Origin of the sequence: Streptomyces sp. NPDC100445 (assembly GCF_044759735.1) — a bacterium.
Taxonomy (GTDB): Bacteria; Actinomycetota; Actinomycetes; order Streptomycetales; family Streptomycetaceae; genus Streptomyces.
The window spans coordinates 307,694-323,863 of the sequence record NZ_JBIVZV010000001.1; the positions used below are offsets into that span (position 1 = coordinate 307,694).

Annotated in this window: 13 protein-coding genes and 2 pseudogenes; 9 read left to right on the forward strand and 6 right to left on the reverse strand. The window is 71.9% G+C overall.

The features are described from left to right. Positions 1 to 717 precede the first annotated feature (717 nt). Positions 718 to 1,893, forward strand: coding sequence for a hydroxymethylglutaryl-CoA synthase (locus tag ACIQVT_RS01230; RefSeq protein WP_403745728.1), 1,176 nt, complete (start codon positions 718 to 720; stop codon positions 1,891 to 1,893). A gap of 241 nt (positions 1,894 to 2,134) precedes the next feature. Beyond that, positions 2,135 to 2,335, forward strand: a complete 201-nt coding sequence (locus tag ACIQVT_RS01235) for a hypothetical protein (protein WP_403745730.1) — start codon at positions 2,135 to 2,137, stop codon at positions 2,333 to 2,335. Between the two features lie 103 nt (positions 2,336 to 2,438). On the opposite strand, the gene ACIQVT_RS01240 is transcribed toward ACIQVT_RS01235, so the two are convergent. Beyond that, complete coding sequence (locus ACIQVT_RS01240) at positions 2,439 to 3,311, reverse strand: ankyrin repeat domain-containing protein (protein ID WP_403745732.1); 873 nt, start codon at positions 3,309 to 3,311, stop codon at positions 2,439 to 2,441. A gap of 108 nt (positions 3,312 to 3,419) precedes the next feature. Here ACIQVT_RS01240 and ACIQVT_RS01245 point away from each other — a divergent pair, with 108 nt between their 5' ends. The 3 genes from ACIQVT_RS01245 to ACIQVT_RS01255 are packed head-to-tail and all read left to right on the forward strand — an operon-like array spanning position 3,420 to position 7,380. Beyond that, the gene (locus ACIQVT_RS01245) at positions 3,420 to 4,136 is read left to right on the forward strand and encodes a FadR/GntR family transcriptional regulator (RefSeq protein ID WP_403745734.1); all 717 of its coding nucleotides are present in this window, start codon (positions 3,420 to 3,422) and stop codon (positions 4,134 to 4,136) included. Beyond that, a complete protein-coding gene (locus tag ACIQVT_RS01250) occupies positions 4,133 to 5,527 on the forward strand; it encodes a hypothetical protein (RefSeq protein WP_403745735.1) in 1,395 nt (464 codons plus the stop codon). The genes ACIQVT_RS01245 and ACIQVT_RS01250 overlap by 4 nt, the downstream gene beginning before the upstream one ends. Next, entirely contained in the window at positions 5,524 to 7,380 is a 1,857-nt protein-coding gene (locus ACIQVT_RS01255; protein WP_403745737.1) for a GMC family oxidoreductase N-terminal domain-containing protein, read from the forward strand. The genes ACIQVT_RS01250 and ACIQVT_RS01255 overlap by 4 nt, the downstream gene beginning before the upstream one ends. A gap of 1,680 nt (positions 7,381 to 9,060) precedes the next feature. Here ACIQVT_RS01255 and ACIQVT_RS01260 read toward each other — a convergent pair. Then, positions 9,061 to 9,318, reverse strand: coding sequence for a hypothetical protein (locus ACIQVT_RS01260; protein WP_403745739.1), 258 nt, complete (start codon positions 9,316 to 9,318; stop codon positions 9,061 to 9,063). A gap of 955 nt (positions 9,319 to 10,273) precedes the next feature. Between ACIQVT_RS01260 and ACIQVT_RS01265 the strand changes: the two genes are divergently transcribed. The 3 genes from ACIQVT_RS01265 (at position 10,274) to ACIQVT_RS01275 (ending at position 11,651) form a co-directional block, all read left to right on the forward strand. Next, a complete protein-coding gene (locus ACIQVT_RS01265; protein WP_403745741.1) occupies positions 10,274 to 10,579 on the forward strand; it encodes a hypothetical protein in 306 nt (101 codons plus the stop codon). Continuing rightward, the gene (locus ACIQVT_RS01270; RefSeq protein ID WP_403745743.1) at positions 10,576 to 11,229 is read left to right on the forward strand and encodes a hypothetical protein; all 654 of its coding nucleotides are present in this window, start codon (positions 10,576 to 10,578) and stop codon (positions 11,227 to 11,229) included. Before ACIQVT_RS01265 ends, ACIQVT_RS01270 begins: the two co-directional genes overlap by 4 nt. A 233-nt stretch (positions 11,230 to 11,462) precedes the next feature. Continuing rightward, entirely contained in the window at positions 11,463 to 11,651 is a 189-nt protein-coding gene (locus tag ACIQVT_RS01275; RefSeq protein WP_403745745.1) for a hypothetical protein, read from the forward strand. On the opposite strand, the pseudogene ACIQVT_RS01280 reads toward ACIQVT_RS01275, so the two are convergent. Beyond that, a pseudogene (locus tag ACIQVT_RS01280) lies at positions 11,591 to 12,330 on the reverse strand (HAD family hydrolase). The gene ACIQVT_RS01275 and the pseudogene ACIQVT_RS01280 sit on opposite strands and share 61 nt — an antisense overlap. A 703-nt stretch (positions 12,331 to 13,033) precedes the next feature. Further along, entirely contained in the window at positions 13,034 to 13,753 is a 720-nt protein-coding gene (locus ACIQVT_RS01285) for a hypothetical protein (RefSeq protein WP_403745747.1), read from the reverse strand. A 76-nt stretch (positions 13,754 to 13,829) separates the two neighbouring features. Here ACIQVT_RS01285 and ACIQVT_RS01290 point away from each other — a divergent pair, with 76 nt between their 5' ends. Next, on the forward strand, positions 13,830 to 14,225 hold the full coding sequence (locus ACIQVT_RS01290; RefSeq protein ID WP_403745749.1) for a hypothetical protein: 396 nt from the start codon (positions 13,830 to 13,832) through the stop codon (positions 14,223 to 14,225). A 334-nt stretch (positions 14,226 to 14,559) separates the two neighbouring features. Here ACIQVT_RS01290 and ACIQVT_RS01295 read toward each other — a convergent pair. Next, positions 14,560 to 15,339: pseudogene (locus ACIQVT_RS01295) on the reverse strand (phosphotransferase). 55 nt (positions 15,340 to 15,394) lie between these two features. Next, positions 15,395 to 16,069: a formylglycine-generating enzyme family protein gene (locus tag ACIQVT_RS01300; protein ID WP_403745750.1), complete on the reverse strand. Its 675-nt coding sequence runs from the start codon at positions 16,067 to 16,069 to the stop codon at positions 15,395 to 15,397. Positions 16,070 to 16,170 lie beyond the last annotated feature (101 nt).

A 16,170-nucleotide genomic window follows, 5' to 3' on the forward strand; every position in this document is an offset into this window, starting at 1 on the left:
GCGGCCCTTCGGCTCGGTCTGACTGGAGGCTAGGACCGCCCCCGTTCCCGAACATCCCTCAGCCTGATAGGAGATCGCCGGGCCCGAACCACCCGCTACCAGGGCGAGGGATGCGCGCCGATCCGGCCGTCCCTACAGTGAGCCGCGCCGACCGACCCAAGGAGGGGCATGTCCTCGCGTGAATCTCCCCTCGCCCCTTCGTGGACACGGCGGTACGCGGCCGCTCCGCAGGCGCCGGCCCGGCCGGTGCGCCTGCCGCACCCGGGCGGCTCGGCGGCCTTCTCCAGCGGCCCGGCCCGGCGGCCGGCACCGGGCACCGGCGTCCCCCCGGTGCGGTACCCCCAACCCCCGGGGCGCCGGGCAGAACCGAGGCCCTGACCGGACGCGAGCCGGTGCCTCGTCCCGCGATCACGTGCCACCGCCGATCGGACCGCGGTCGGTCCGTCGGACTCGGGATCGTCCAGGTCGGCGTCCCGTCCAGCCAGGGCGTCGGGCACGTGGGCCTGCCGCCGTCCTCCCGGCCGACACCACCACCCCCGACCGTGCGGCACCGCTGCCCGGACCGGTCCTGCGGCGGCCCTCCTCACGACGGCGCCTTCGACACCAGGCCGCCGCCCGGCAGGGCCGGTGACACGGAGTCACCGCGCCGTCAGCCGTACGCGGCCCACTTCGACCAGGAAACACGACACCAAGACAGTGAAGGTCGGTGCACACAGCATGCCCAGCGATCGCGCCACAGGAATTCACGATCTGTCACTCGCGACAACCGAGTTCGTTCTGCCGCACGCGGCACTCGCCGGTCACAACGGCACCGAGATCGGCAAATACCATGTAGGCATAGGCCAGCGGTCGATGAGCGTACCCGCCGCCGACGAGGACATCGTGACCATGGGGGCGGCCGCCGCCGCGCCGATCATCGCGCGGCACGGCACCGACCGGATCCGGACGGTCGTGTTCGCGACGGAGTCGTCGATCGACCAGGCCAAGTCGGCCGGCGTGTACGTCCATTCGCTGCTCGGATTGCCGTCGGCCACCAGGGTCGTCGAGCTGAAGCAGGCCTGTTACGGGGGCACGGCGGCCCTGCAGTTCGCCATCGGCCTCGTGCTGCGCGACCCCCGGCAGCAGGTCCTCGTGATCGCGAGCGACATCTCCAAGTACGACCTGGACAGCCCGGGTGAGTCGACCCAGGGCGCGGCGGCGGTGGCCATGCTGGTCGCCGCCGATCCCGCGCTGGTCCGCGTCGAGGAACCATCGGGCCTGTTCACCGCCGACGTCATGGACTTCTGGCGGCCGAACTACCGTGACGCCGCGCTGGTGGACGGGGAGGAGTCCATCACCGCCTATCTTCAGGCGGTGGAGAACACCTGGACGGACTACGCGAAGCAGGGCGGCCGTCCGCTCGACGAGTTCGCCGCGTTCTGCTATCACCAGCCGTTCACGAAGATGGCCTACAAGGCGCACCGCCATCTGCTGAACACCTGCGGGCAGGACACCGACGGGGCTCGGATCCAGCAAGCCGTCGGGCACACCACGGCGTACAACAAGGTCATCGGCAACAGCTATACGGCGTCGGCGTACCTCGGCCTCGCCGCGCTGCTCGACCAGGCGGACGACATGACCGACCGGCCCATCGGCTTCCTCAGCTACGGCTCCGGCAGCGTCGCCGAGTTCTTCGCCGGGACCGCCGTCCCCGGCTACCGGGAGCACCTGCGGACGGCGGCGCATCACGAGGCGATCGACCGGCGCGGGACACTCGACTACGCCACCTACCGTGAGCTGCACGAGGCGTCCTTCCCGACCGACGGCGGCCACCATCCGACGCCGCCGCAGACCACCGGGCCCTTCCGGCTGGCAGCGCTCCGCAGCCACAAGCGCATCTACGAGAGGCGCTGACGTTGCGCCCGCCCCTCACGTAGTGCGCGTCCGGGACGGCGGCGTCCGGTGCCCTGGAGCCGGTGCCGCTGCTTGGCCGGCTCTTCGGCTCGGGGCCGATTCCGGACCGCCCACCGTCCCCTGGCGGCTCATGACACACTTTTGCGTCCTGACAGTCAGTGCGGGTGTGGCGCGCGGCACATAGCTGATCTTCGCCGACCACCTCGGCCGCTTCCACCCGCGCCAGTACGGCTCCCCGCCGATGGCGGGCCGGCTGCACGGACATCTCCTCGTCCACGAACCGCCGCAGCGGACGATCGACGAGCTGTTCGAACTCGCCGCCGAGAACGGTGACATGATGGAATCGCGCCGCCCGGCCGACCGCCGTCCGCGAAATCCTCAGCCGTACCCGCGGCGGCACGTTCTCCCGCCAGGCCACGGCGTCCGCTACTGGTTCGAGTAGGCCCGTCCCCGACGGCGGCCGCCCTCGTCCCTTCAGCTCACCTCACCAGTGCCGACCGCGCACTGCGCCGTTCCATCCCTTGGGTTTCCAGCACCGTCAGGGGCTATGCGCACAGCGGTGCCTCAGACCGGCAACCGAGGAAGGTGAGCGACATGGCCGCCGACGGGAGGGCCAGGGGCCAAGGCCGAACAGGCAGTGGGCAAGGCCGCTCAGGCAGCCGCAGCGGGAACAGGTCCGGTGTGGGACCGGCCAGGCTCAGCCGCCCGGGTGACCCGCTGGCCAGCACCGGCCGCCACGGGTCGGCTCCCGCGGCGACGAGGACGCGTGCGATCTGAGGCCGGTGCCCGACCACCGCCTCCCACAGTGCGGTCGTACCGTCCTGAAGGGCGTCGACGTCGGCGACACGCCCGGCCAGCTCCGCGACGACCTCGGGCGAGCCGAACGCCACGGCCCGGTGCAGGGGCCGTTCCCCGCACGGCAGCGCCTCCGGATCGGCGCCTGGTCGAGCCGCCGCCGGATGTCCCGGTGGTCCCGCCAACCCTCCCAGTCGAGGCCGCCCTCCCAGCCGGCCCCTGGTCCCGTCCCCATGTCGCCTCCCGCGCCCCGCCCGACGGCACCGTGCCGCACACCGACCACCCTCGCAGACGGGTCCGACAACGCCACCGCCGTCACGGCGTCGCGGCGGGCCATGGACGCCGGCGCCACCGATCTGCCGTGGGTCGCGCCCTCGCGGATTGGCCCGAGACCGAGCAAGACCACACACACGGCCCCGTGAGCGGGCCGGGCAGCTGGGCGCGGCGCTGGCCCAAGGGGCGGCGCGGCCGGGGCCCGCCGAGGTGCAACAGGCACGAGCGGCAGGGCGATCGGCGCGAGGCTCACCGGCACCGGCCTCCGGGTCCCGGCCGGCACGGCCGGGCTTCGGCCCAAGTGGTATGCGCAGCCGCACCCTTGTCACGGGAACTCGGCAAGAAACCATTGATTCCGGTCAACGGCATGTTCGGATGTGCGGCACATCCATTGACTCCCTATACGGTCACTGGTTCAGTGGCTGAGCCACTGAACCACTGTGTCATTGGAGGCCCGGGTGGAAGCCCTGCCACGCGAGACGATCGTCGACGTACTGGAGCAGAGGCTGCGCGAGGACATCCTCGCCGGCCGTCACCCGGCCGGCAGCTACCTGCCCCCCGAACGCGAGCTCGCCGACGGGTTCGGGGTCACCCGCACCACGCTCAAGCACGCGTTCGGCCGGCTGGCACAGTCCGGTCTGCTGGAGACGCGCCATGGAGTGGGCACGCGGGTACGGGACTTCCTGCGTCTGGGCGGGGCCGACCTCCTGCCGATGCTCGTGCGGCACAGCCCCGACTGGATCGGTGAGATCTTCGAGGTCCGCCGCAGCATCGGCGCGCTCATCGCGGAACGGGCCGCGGCCCGCGCCACGGCGGCCGATGTCACCGAACTGCGCCGGCTGCTGGCCGCCGTCGGGGAAGCCGACGGTGGCGATCCGGCACAGTTGGCGGACGCCGAGGTGCACCGTGCCCTGGCCCGCGCCACCGGTAACCGCGTGTACGTACTGCTGACCAACACCCTGTTCAACGCGTACCTGCCGGTCCGCGCCGCGCTGGTCGGCCCCTTCGCGGACGCGCGGACCGCTCACGACCGGCTGGCACCGGTCGTCGAGGCGGTCGCGGCCGGCGACCCGGAGGCCGCACGCACCGCCGCGGGCCACTACCTGTCGACGACGGAGCGCCTCATGCTCGAAGGACTCGCCCGCTCCGTAGGACGCCGGGGGGACGCCCGGTGACCGCGCGCGGCACGCTGTTCCGGGAGACGATGCTGGGCCGCGTCCGCCTGGCCGACGACGACGCCGATCGTCCGGTACGGCTGGATCTGCTGGCCCGCGCCGACAGCGTGATGCTGCCGCACCGGACCACAACGGCGCGGCTGACGGGACGGATCCGGATAGCGGGGCGGGCCGACGACGCCGCGCCCGAGGGCGAGTTGGAGATCTCGCCGCTGGTACGCCGCAGGATTCGTTACCGGCTCCGCTTCGTCCTGGAGGGCCGGCGGCTGCTGCTCGACGGCTGGAAGTCGGTGTCGTTCACGCGCCCGCTGTCCTCGATGACCGTACTGCCGTACACCCTGTACGAGGACGGTCGGCGCGTCGGTGAGGGCACCCTGCGCTTCCCTCTCGCCACCGGCCTGCTGCCCTTCCTCTCCGGTTTACGCTTCCCCCGGGCGGCCGGGCCCGGCGCCGACCGGTACCCGGCGCCGCGCTGGGACGGCACGCCGGGACGGACCGAGGTCTGGTACACCACCCTGACCGATCCGGTCACCGGCAGCGGTGTCTGGCTGCACCACGAGCTCGTCGCCCCGCTCGACGGCACCCCCGCCTACGCCCACGGCTGGGTCGCCGTGTTCCCCCCGGACGGCCCGGCCGAGCACGCCCGGTTCGGCCCCACCCCCTGGCCCGGCGGGGCGCCCGGCTTCACCGCCGGGGACGTGCGGGTCGCACCCGGCCGTCTCACCGGCTCGGCCGGTCCGTTCGGCTGGACGCTCACCGAACAACCGCAGGGCCCGCCGCTGCACACCTTCCCGCGCTGGTCCTGGCGGCACCCCTGGCTGCCCGCCTCGCACCTGCTGCCCGCCACCCGCGCCCGCTACAGCGGAACCGTCCGGCACGGCACGGGCGAGCTGCGGCTCACGGACGCGCCCGGCGCGAGCGCCCGCCTCTACGGCCACGGCAACGCCCGCCGCTGGGCCTGGCTCCACGCCGACCTGGGCGGCGGTGACGTCCTGGAGATCGTCACCGCCGTGTCGACGCGACGCGGCCTGGACCGGCTGCCGCCGCTGGTGTTCCTGCGCCTGTACCGCGACGGCCGCACCTGGCCCCGGAGGGCGGAGCGGACCGCTGTGGGCTGGGCGGGCGTCGGCCGGTTCCGCGCGGACATCGGCCTGCCGCGGTGGCGGGTCGAAGGGCGTGCGGGCCTGCGCCGCATCCACGTGACGGTCACCCAGCCACTCGACGGCACACTCGCCCTCGACTACACCGATCCGGACGGCTCCGCCGCCGTGTGCCGCAACAGCGAGCGGGCGGACGCGGAGGTGTGCCTGGAGCGGTGGTGGGGCCGCTGGCGGCCGGAGGCGGCATGGCGGCTGTCGGGCACGGCGCACGCGGAGGTGGGCGAGCGATGAGCGGTTCCGCCGATGCCCTGACGGGCCTTGTGGCCGCGGTCCTCGCCGACGACGGGACGGCCGGGTGGACTAGGGCCGTGCCACGGCGGGTCGCGGCCCTGCTCGACGCCATGCCGGCTCCGGCACGCACCGCCGTGCGCGGCGCGGCCACGGTGATCGACGCCTACGCCGTCGCCCGTACCGGCAAGCGGCTGTCCGCTCTCGGCCCGGTGGACCGGGAACAGGTGATGGCGTCGCTCGCCGCGCGCCGGGCCCTGCTGCCACTCCTGGACGCGGTGAAGGTCCCGCTGCTGCTGGCCGCCGGCACCGAACGGATGCTGCACCACGGTCCCGCGCCAACGGTGTCCGCCGCCGCGGACCCGCCGCTCGACTGCACGCCCTCCACCGGCTGGCCCACGCGGTCCACGGCCGACGCGGTCGTGATCGGATCGGGTGCCGGCGGCGCGATGGCCGCCCGTACCCTCGCCGCCGCCGGTATGCGCGTCGTCGTCCTGGAAGAGGGCGAGCACCACACCACCGCGTCGTTCGGGCGCCGACCCCCGCTCGACCGCTTCCTCGATCTGTACCGGGACGGCGGCGCGACGATCGCCGTGGGAAGTCCGCCGCTGGTGCTGCCGGTGGGCCGCGCGGTCGGCGGCACCACCGTCGTCAACTCCGGCACCTGCTACCGCACACCGGACCATGTGGTCGCGCGCTGGCTCGGCCACCACGGGTTCGCCGCGGCGGAGGGCTTCGGTACCCGTCTCGACGAGGTCGAACGCGTTCTGCGGGTGGCACCGCAGCCACTGGACGTCCTCGGCGAGAACGGGCTGATCGCGCTGGCCGGGGCGAGAGAACTCGGCTGGGCCGCCGCGCCCCTGCGGCGCAACGCCCCGGGTTGCCGTGGCTCCTGCCAGTGTGTCGTCGGCTGTCCCACCGGCGCCAAGCAGAGCGTCCAGCTGTCGGTGCTGCCCGGGGCCTGCGCGTCCGGCGCCCGGATCGTGACCGGGGCGCGGGTACGGCGCATCCTCACCGACCGCGACGGGCCGGCCGGCCCACGGGCCGCCGGGGTGCTGGCCTGCCGCCCGGACGGCAGCGAGCTGGAGATCCTCGGCCCGCTCGTCGTGGTCGCCGCCGGGGCTCTGCACACACCACCGCTGCTGCGCCGCTCCGGCCTGGGCGGGCACCCGCGGCTCGGCCGCAACCTCAGCGTGCACCCCGCCGTCAGCGTCGCGGGCCGCTTCCGGCACCCGGTCACGGGCCGTCAGGGCGTCCTGCAGAGCGTCGGGGTGGAGCGGCTGCGCGCCGACGGCATCCTGATCGAGGCCACCGCGGCACCGCCGGGCATGACCTCGTTCGTGCTGCCGGGTGTCGGCCGCGCGCTGCGCCGCGAACTCGAACAGGCGGACCGGCTGGCGACCCTCGGCGCGATGATCGCCGACCGCCCCTCGGGCCGCGTCCTCGGCCGCGGCCGTCCCCTGCTCCGCTACGACCTCGCGGCGCGCGACGCGGCCCGGCTGCTCCGGGCCGAGCGGGCCATGGGGCGTCTGCTGTTCGCGGCCGGCGCCGAGGAGGTGCTGACGGGTGTTCCCCGGGCGCCCCGCGCCCGGACCCCGGAGCAGCTGGAGGCAGTGCTCGACACGGTGAGCGCGCGCGATCTGCACGTGTCCGCGTTCCATCCCACGGGCACGGTCGCGGCGGGCGCGGACCCGCAGCGGTCGCCGGCCGACCCGGAGGGACGGCTGCGGGGCGTCGAAGGCGTGCTGATCGCCGACGGTTCGGTGCTGCCGAGCTGTCCGGAGGTGAACCCGCAGCTGAGCATCATGGCCGCGGCATCGGCCGTCGCCCGGCGTTGGGTGGCGCGGGCCCGGTGAGACGGTCCCGGGCACGGGCCCGGCGAGACACCGAGTGGGCACGATGGGGCAAACGACGGTCGCTTCGGTCGTTCCCTGGCCCCTTCACGGTCCCGCCTTGCGCTGCGGCTCCGTACTTCCCGACGCGGCTGCGCATCGGCGGCACGGCGAGACGATGTGCCACGACTGAAGGCATCGTGCGCCCTGAGCGCTGCACACACCAAAAGGTTCGGAAGTAGACGGACGCTGTGGGAGCAGGGGCGTTACGGACCGTGCCGCCGGCCGGGGAGCTGAGCGCGTCACTGATCAGCCGGGTCGCGGACCGCTACGGTCTGCCGGCCGCCGGTGTGCTGCGGCTGTGGACCTGCCGCAACTCCCCCGCCCGCATGGACGGCGGCGGTGTGCGGGCCGATGCGGAGATCGTGCCCAACGAAGCCGGGCGGGCCGTGCTCGCCGAGTTGTGCGGGGTCGCGCCGGCGGTGCTGGCACGTGCTCTGCCCGCGTTCACCGTGGACGATCCCAAGACAGCAGCGGCCGGGAGGCCGGCCTGGCGCAGGCGCGGTGGCGTGCGGCGGGCTCGGCGGCGGCAGGGGCGGCGTTCGCCTGCCGGCTGTGCACCGCGCGGCGTACCGGGCAGGCGGTGCGGGCGGTGCGGTATCCGCCGCACTGGCGGCGGGCGTGTGCCCGGCACGGACGCTGGCTGCTGGCTGCTGGCTGCTGGCTGCTGGCTGCTGGCTGCTGGCTGCTGGCTGCTGGCTGCTGGAGGCGGACGCCGACCAACCACTGGAGCACCTCGACCTGCGCGGGATGCCCGAGGTGGCGGCGGCGCAGCGGCGGTGGACCGGTGTGGCGCGGCGTGCGGCGCGGGTCGGGGCAGGCCGGGGCGGGACCCGGTCAGGTGTGCGCCTTGGCGCACGCGGTTGTGGCCCGCTGGTGGGAGGAAGCCCTGCGCTGGGAGCAGGAGGAGATCTGGCCGCAGCGCCTGCACCAGGCGGCGGGCGGCGGGCGGCGGGCGGCGGGCGGCAACGCGGCGGCCGGCAACGCGGGACCGCGACTTGGGTGGTGGCGGATCGTGGGCCGGGACCCGGTCGTCTTCCCGGAGGTGGTGGCCGTGGCCGACGCGCTGCGGGACCCGGCCATGACTGAGCTGGTATGGAGGGACAGCGGGGCCGGGCGGCCGCAGAGGCTGCCCGCCGACGGGGCATTTGGCCGCCGGCTGGGCGAGCGGGTGGGACGCACCTGGCTGGGGCCGCTGGCGGCGGTGGACCACGGCGGGCCGTTGATCGTCTGGATGGGCGCGGCCGTCCGCCGACTGCGCGGCGCAGACGGGCCCCCCGGGTGGATCCGTGGCGGCTGTTGCAAGAACAGCGGCTCTCCACCATGGCCGGGCAGTTGCGGGTGCCGGCGGCAGAGCAGCAGTCGGGCGTCTCGGGAACCCACGCCATTTGGTTGTCGACGGTGGCGGTGATCGTGGCGGTGGCATTCACCGCCGCTCACGACCGCGACAGCCGCCACCCCGGAACCACCGAAGCCCGACATCGACCTCTACATCCACAACGCGGGCGAATCCGCGATGCTGAGTTCCCGGGTTCCACCGCGATCGGCGCTCCCTGCGTCTGAGCGCCAGCCGCCGAGCCCCCAGTTCACCACTGGGGGCTCGGCGGAGTTCCTCACACGCGGGGAGGACGGCAGGTGGTGGTGCTACTCACCCGGTCGGCACGGTCGGCAGACCCCGGGCGGGTCCTCGTAGACTCCGCACCCGCTTTCGTCCTCGATCACCACTCGGATGTTGTCGAAGATGAACCGTGCTTGCTTCGGACGGTACTTGCCCTTCTCTCCGCGCACATGGTTCATGGTGATCTCGTGGATGCGCCGGAGCTTTGCATCGACCTCCCGCGTCAATGCGCGCACATCTTCGAGTTCCTTGTCGTCGAGCTGAACTGAATTCCCGGCGGCCATCCCCGAGTCCTCTCTCCGAAGAGATCGATTGCGTTGTCGGTGGCACGGGGTACCACCCGTTGGCGACTGACTCCAGGCTCATGCGGCTGGTCACTGAGGTCCAGCTCAGCTGGTCCGAACGGGGTGAACTCCGCGGTGGCCCTTGGGCGCCTGCTCCCCCGGCGCTCCCCGCGTCCCGCTGCCTGCCCTGTGGGACCCGGCGGAGCATCACCCGCCCCCGTGGAGCTGAGGGTCGGGGAGGCTGTCAGCGGCGCGCTGGTGGCCTCTCCTCGCGCAACCACCACCCGTGGCCGGGATCCGGGTGAACGACCATGAGACCTGGCCCGCATGCGCTTCTGCCGCTCCTCTGGGGGCCGGCTGCCCCCCGGATGCCTCGCCCCGGCGTCTGTACTGCGATGACGCCTGCCGCGCTCAGGCCTACCGGGACCGGGAGACCGCCGGGCGCATTCCGGGGCTCGGGCTGACGCCGGGTGAGGCCGAGTGGAACGGCTGTCGGCATGGTGCGGCTGCCGACCTGCCCGGTCTGCGGGCAGATCACCTTCGCGGGCGGCGGCCGTCGCCAGGGCGCGGTGTACTGCTCAGGGCGATGCAGATCCAGGGCCTGGCGGCGCCGCGCAGCACACCGCGCGCGGCGGGAACCGTGACGTACAGCCGTCACATTTTCGGGCTCTACCGGCCGGTATGACGCCTCCACGTCACGCTCACACGACCACCAGCGGGACCCCCTGTGGTCTCGGGGGGCACCGAGGGGCGTGCTGTAGCCCGCAGCGCGGCGCACAGGGCGTCTCCTGCGGCGGGCTACGCCGGCCGCGGAATCCCCTTTGGGGGGGTTCTCTGTTGGCCGGTACCCCATGCCACCCGCTCCGGCGGACTGAGGGGTGCCGGCCTCTTACCGTGTGCGAGCCCGGCCGGTCGTTTCTCGGCGCGCCACACCCAGTGGCCTAAAATCGAACTTGTGGCTGATTCAAGTGGTAACCGCCTTGCCCAACTCCGGTTCCTGGAGCGCATCCAGGACCACGACCTCGCGCGGCACCCGCCGATGGACCGTGGACGAGGACGGTGCCAGGGCGAGCAGCGTCGGCTCCCGATGCCGGACCGGCTCGCGCAGTACGGCCTGAGCGGACGGACCCGCGGCGTCACCCGCGACCGCACCCTGGGCATCCACACCGACGTCGCCGTCGCCTGGCAACGTCTCTCCGCGGGCGACTGGACCGCCTACGCCAACGAAGTCAGCCGCCGCACCGCAACGGAGAAGTCATGAAGTTGCCCGTCGTCATACACCGGGCCCGCCTGGGAGTCGATGAGTTCAGAGTCATCCGACCTGCCAAGCCGTTGACCCGTGCCGTGCTCATCGACCACGATCGGCACCTGGACGCCTACCTGGACCAGGACGCTGCCCGAAGCGTCGCCGGGCTGTGGATGCTCGCAGCACGCTCGCCGCGCTCGCTGATTCACCTGCCCATGCGAGCCAACCACCCGCCGGCCCGGGAGGTGCCGGACGACATCGGCTTCCGGCTTGACCTCGTGCTCCTGCACCATTCGCTACAGTTCGCGCCCTCGAACTGGAAGCAGGTGCGAGGCCGTCTCGGTCCCGGCCGTCTTCAGACCGTGAGTTTGCCCGAGGCAGAACATGACGATGTCGCAGTGGCCGACTACGCGGCGCGTCACTACCGCGAGAACCGCGACCTGTTTCACCAGCACCTTCATGCCGAGACGCTGTTCATGACAGGCAGCCCAAAGGTCTTCCGAGAGACCGCGCGGCACTTCCTCGATGTCGCCCGCAAGGGACCGGGCTACACCCCGGTCCACCCCAGCTACCCGCATTTCTGCACCGAGCTGCACTCGAACGACGGCATCCTCGGCGACGCCCGCGAGATCCACGTCGAGTACTGCGGCCAGTGGCACTCATGAACTCCAGTCACAGAGAACGGCCCGGTGGCGCGATCAGTGAGGCAAGCATTCGGACAGTTCCAATACCCGACGTCACCATTAGGAGGCCAAGGACCGCACGCGGGCATCGGCGCACACCGGAGTCGGTCAACACCCGGTGACGCCGCTCCGGGAAAAGATCTCCAGTCCCTTCCGACCCGCCTTCGCACCGTGCCCATGTCGCGGGGTCTCCCGCCCCGTCGTACACAGGAAGCATGAGCGACGAGAACGAGCAGACACACCGACCCGGCGAGGTGGTGCCGGTGTCCGGGATCTACGAGTGCGACTTCGGTCAGCGCCACGCGTACAGCACCGACGTCACGGGCCACCGGTTCCCGCCCCTTCAGGACGGCTGCGCCGGCAGCGGCTGGAAGCTGAAGACAGCTGCGCACCCCGGCGCCTGACGGGCTGACGCGACGGCCAGGTCCCTTCTGGGGTCACTCGGCTCGCGACCGGTGGTTCGGGCGCAAGGCATGCATGGTGACGTGGGGAGCTGCCGGAGCCGATGCTGAGCACTGCGGTACCCGGGCCCCAGCTTCGGGCGGGCTGGGCGGGCTGGGCGGCGGAGCCGAAGTGGGACGGGTACCGCGCCCTGGTCTGCATGGTCGCCGACGTAAAGCATCTCGTCGAGCTCGGCGGGGACGACCTCCGCGACGCGGTGGAAGAACGCGCGGTCCGGCTTCGAGGCGCCCCAGTCGTCACTGATGCCGATCAAGTCGACGTCCGAAGTGAACAACTCCGGGAGAATCCTGCCCGTTCTCACCGTCTGATTGCCGGCGATGCCCAGCCACAGAGTGTCCGCGCGAAGCACCCCCAGCGCGTCGCGGACATCCGGGTACAGGTCGGCCTCGCCGAACTGCTCCGGCTTACGCGCCGCCGCCCGCTTCTGTCGCTCGGCGTACAGATCGAATGCGGGCCGGAACTCCTGGAAGGTCTCGCGGTAGTCGCGGCCCTGGGCGATGACGGCGCAGAAATCGCCGCGAAGGTATGACGCGGCACCTGGAGTCAGTCGGCCCAGGTGCCCTACTCGGTCGTCTCGTCTACAAGGCACTCGCCTACATCGAAGATCACAGCGCGAATCACGCGGGCACAGTATCGACCGTGCTTCCCCGGGACGCCTTCCCCACCTTTCAGTGGGAGCACCTACTTCGGCCGCGTGTCCCCCGGATGTCCGTCCTCCGGTTGACGCGGGGATGTGCCAACCGGGACGCTCCCCGCGCCACAGGTCCTGCTGTCCTCCCCGACGCTGCCTGCCTGTCGGCAACTCACGGCGGCGTCCACGTGCGCCAGCCGGCGGTCGACGCCGAACAACGGCCGGCGCACGCCTCACTGCGGCACACCGGTGAACGCTGGGCCAAACCAGCCTGTCCGGAAGCAGCGTCTGCCAGAGCCGCTCTCCGATCCGCGCGGAAGCGGGCCGCCGACGGGGCCCGGGAGAAGGGCTTCACCGCTCCGCTCTCCCAGGCCGACACCGTCGGCGACCTTGACCGGGTCGTCCCGGTCTCACCGTCGTCCGCGCCCACCAGCACGCCGCCGGGGCCCGTCAAAAGGTGGCTCGGCCGGCGAGCCGGGCCACCATGCAGAGCCCGGTCCGTGGCGGTCGCCGAGTGGCACGGTCGGGCGGCTGGAACATCAGTGGCCCGCGGAAAGTACGCCATAGATGCACGCGATACTGAACTCGTGGAATGGTGGGGCATGACGGGTGCCCTGCGTAAGGGGTGTGACCGAAACTCTCGGTACCCACAGGGTTTCCCCACGTACCCTCCGTCGGCGCCGGCTGCCACGGTTACTGCGCGGCGAGCTCCTTGAGGTCGACGGTGTTGCCAGCGGGCGGCTGCTCGGGCTTGACGGGCTTGTTGTAGTCGCTGAACGTCGTGGACTCGGGCTGGGAGCCGCCGGTCGTGGTCGCCTTGAGGATGTAGGGCTTGCCCTCGGAGGCGACGTACAGCGTCCACGTCTTGCCGTCCGACTTCTTGGTCAGCTTCACCGCAGGGGTACCGTCCACCGACGTGCTGCCCTTGTTGGACATGCCCTTGCGCTCGGACTTGTCCTCGTCCAGCGCGGCCAGCAGACCCTGCTTGTCGCACAGGCCGCTCAACTGCTCGTCCCCGGCAGGCACCTTCACCCACTTGCCGACGATCTTCGACACGATCTTGTCCGCGCCGGCCTGTTGCTTCAGGCTCGTCCGCCAGTACTTCTCGTCGCCCTTGAGATACAGCGTCGCGCCCGTGTGCCGCACCTGCGCGGTGGCACCCTGCTGTTCCAGCGTGCCCTCGCAGTTCTTGTCACGGTCGACCGCGACATCGACCGCCAACAAGCCACCGCCTTCCTGCCGTACACGGCCCTTGACGTGCATGGAGTCGGCCTGTCGGGTCGCCTTCACGGCCTGGTCGGCCACCTCGTCGGCAGACTTTCCCGCGAATGCCTCGTCGTCGTCGCTCCCGCCGCACGCCGCCAGGCTCAACGCGCACACGCCCGTCGCCGCCACCGCCGCAAGCCGTCCCATTGCTCGCATCACACACTCACTCCCCCGAGAGCTGCGTCCGCGCCCTCAGCCAGCGCCCGACCCTCATGATCACGGCGTGAAACTCCCGCTTTCCCCACCGGTCACCCACAACACGCGGTACACCCCATTCCGGATATGCCGCACCTACACATCCAGCCAGCTCACACCTAGCCGGACATCTCCGGCCGAACGGCGTGCCGAACGAGCCCCGGGTCGCGGCCGGGCCAGACGACGACGGCGATCAGCCCCCTGCTCACAAGACCAGCTACGTTTCATCCGGATCGAGGCGTTCGACACCGACGCCGCGGTCACCGCCACCGAACTGCTCCGGTTCGGGCACTCCTGGGCCGCCGTCCACGCCATCCACGCCGCCCGCCCCTCCCCCGCCCACCCCGGCGGCCGGTACCTGCTCACCCTGACACCGAAGGCACAGGCGGGCACCGGTGTCCAAGCCGTCCACCCCGACCAGTAGCCGCCCGCCGCCCGGCCGCAGACCTACACGATCGCCGCGTCGGCCCGGGTCTGGCCGGCCGCGCCCCGGCAGCCGGCTGCCGCGAAGGACCGGTGCCCGCGGCCATCGGCGCTGGCGAGAAGGCCACCCAGGCCCTGCTGGACGACCGCACGCGGATTCTGGCCGGCCCGCCTCGGACGCTGCCCTCGATCGGCTGGTAGGGAGCGGCGCCCGGCGGAGCGGCGTCGGCCCCCGGCACCGGACTGCTCGCGCAGTATGGCCTGAGCCGGCACACCGTGGAGCTGGTCCACGTCGGCGATGCTTTTGTGAATCTGCCCTCGAACGTCCAGGCCGGTCAGTTCAGCAGGGCAGCTGTGAACGTCTGACGGTGGTCCACCAGCCAGGTCTGCATGCGGTCCCAGCGTCCCCATCCACGCTCGGCCAGCGCCTGGAGATGGAAGGGGTCTCCGTCGGCCACGCGGCGGGTGACGAAGGCCCGGCACACCTCCGCGGCCTGCTCGATGACGGCGGGCAACTCGGCACGGTTTCCCGCCGAGAGGCCGTAGCTGTCGGCAAGAATCCGCAGCCGTGCGGCCGCATCCAGCCCATTGGGACAGAGAGCGGCCGCGGACTCGGGATCAAGCATGGGCACCCGGTAGCGGGCGGTCATGGCGATGTCCCAGAGGGCGCGGCCCGGGGCCACCAAGTCGAAATCGATCAGGGCCGCGGCACGACCGTCGCGGAAGACGACGTTCTCCGGGGACACATCGTTGTGGCACAACATCGTTCACCCCTCCGGGTCGGCGAGTTCCGGGGCCACTCGGCACGGGTGTCGACCGCGACGGCCGCACTGGTCTCATGCAGACGCCGCAGCAGGCTCCCCACCGATGTGAGGGCAGAACTCGTCATCGCCCAGTCCGGGAACGGCGGCAGAGCCACGTCGCCAGGGATGAAAGTCAGCTGCTCACGGCCATCTGCGGTCAGACCGACAGGGGCCGGCGCCGCGTCGAAGCCACTGCTCCTTCAACGCAAGAGATAGGCATGCAGGGCGCGCGTGCTCCACCAACTCCCCCCGGCGCAGGACTGCCCCCGCGTTCACCATCCCGCCGACCAGCGCCTCGCCCTCAGCCGTCATGACGATCACGCTATCGCCAGATCGCCCCCACGGGCCGGGCTGCACACGACGTGGCTCAACGCACGACAGAACGCGCGACGCGGATTCCCACGTCGTCGACCTGGAAAGTCGGATGGCTGCGGCGCCGCGCGGAGGCCCGGCAACTCCAGTGTTCATCGAACCAGCCACCGCCACGGAGTACCCGGTAGGCGCCATAGACCTCGGCGTCGTAGACGTCCCAGCACCAGTCCCAGACGTTGCCGAGCATGTCGTAAAGACCCCACGAGTTGGGGAGTTTGCCGCCCACCTCGTGGATGCGCTCGTGCGAGTTACCGCGGTACCAGCCGATCTCGTCGAGATCCCCGTAGCGCGGCCCGGTCGTCCCGGCACGGCAGGCGTGCTCCCACTCGGCTTCGGTCGGCAGCCGATACCCGTCGGCGGACGCGTCCCACTCGATGTCTTCGGCGTCGGCACGGAAGTGGTACGCGGGCGTGAGGCCGGCGCACTGGGACAGGCCGTTGCAGAACCGCACCGCGTCCCACCAGGAGACGCACTCGACGGGCAACTGGTCCCCAGGGGTGGTACTCGGCCGCTGGCCTGTGATCTGTGCGAACAACGCCTGGGTGACCGGGGATGCCGCGAGCTGGTAGGGCGCAAGGTCGACCGGCCAACTGCGCTGCGTCCGCCGGTCCGACAGCGTCACCTGCCCCGGCGGGATGGCGATCATCTCGTTCCCCGTCATGACTTCCATGATCAGGAGATCCTGACGAGAGCTGTCAGTGCGAGACGACAGAGCCACCAACGGTTGCCCTCGGCTGACACGAATCGGTAAGTCGTCATCCTTCACTGACA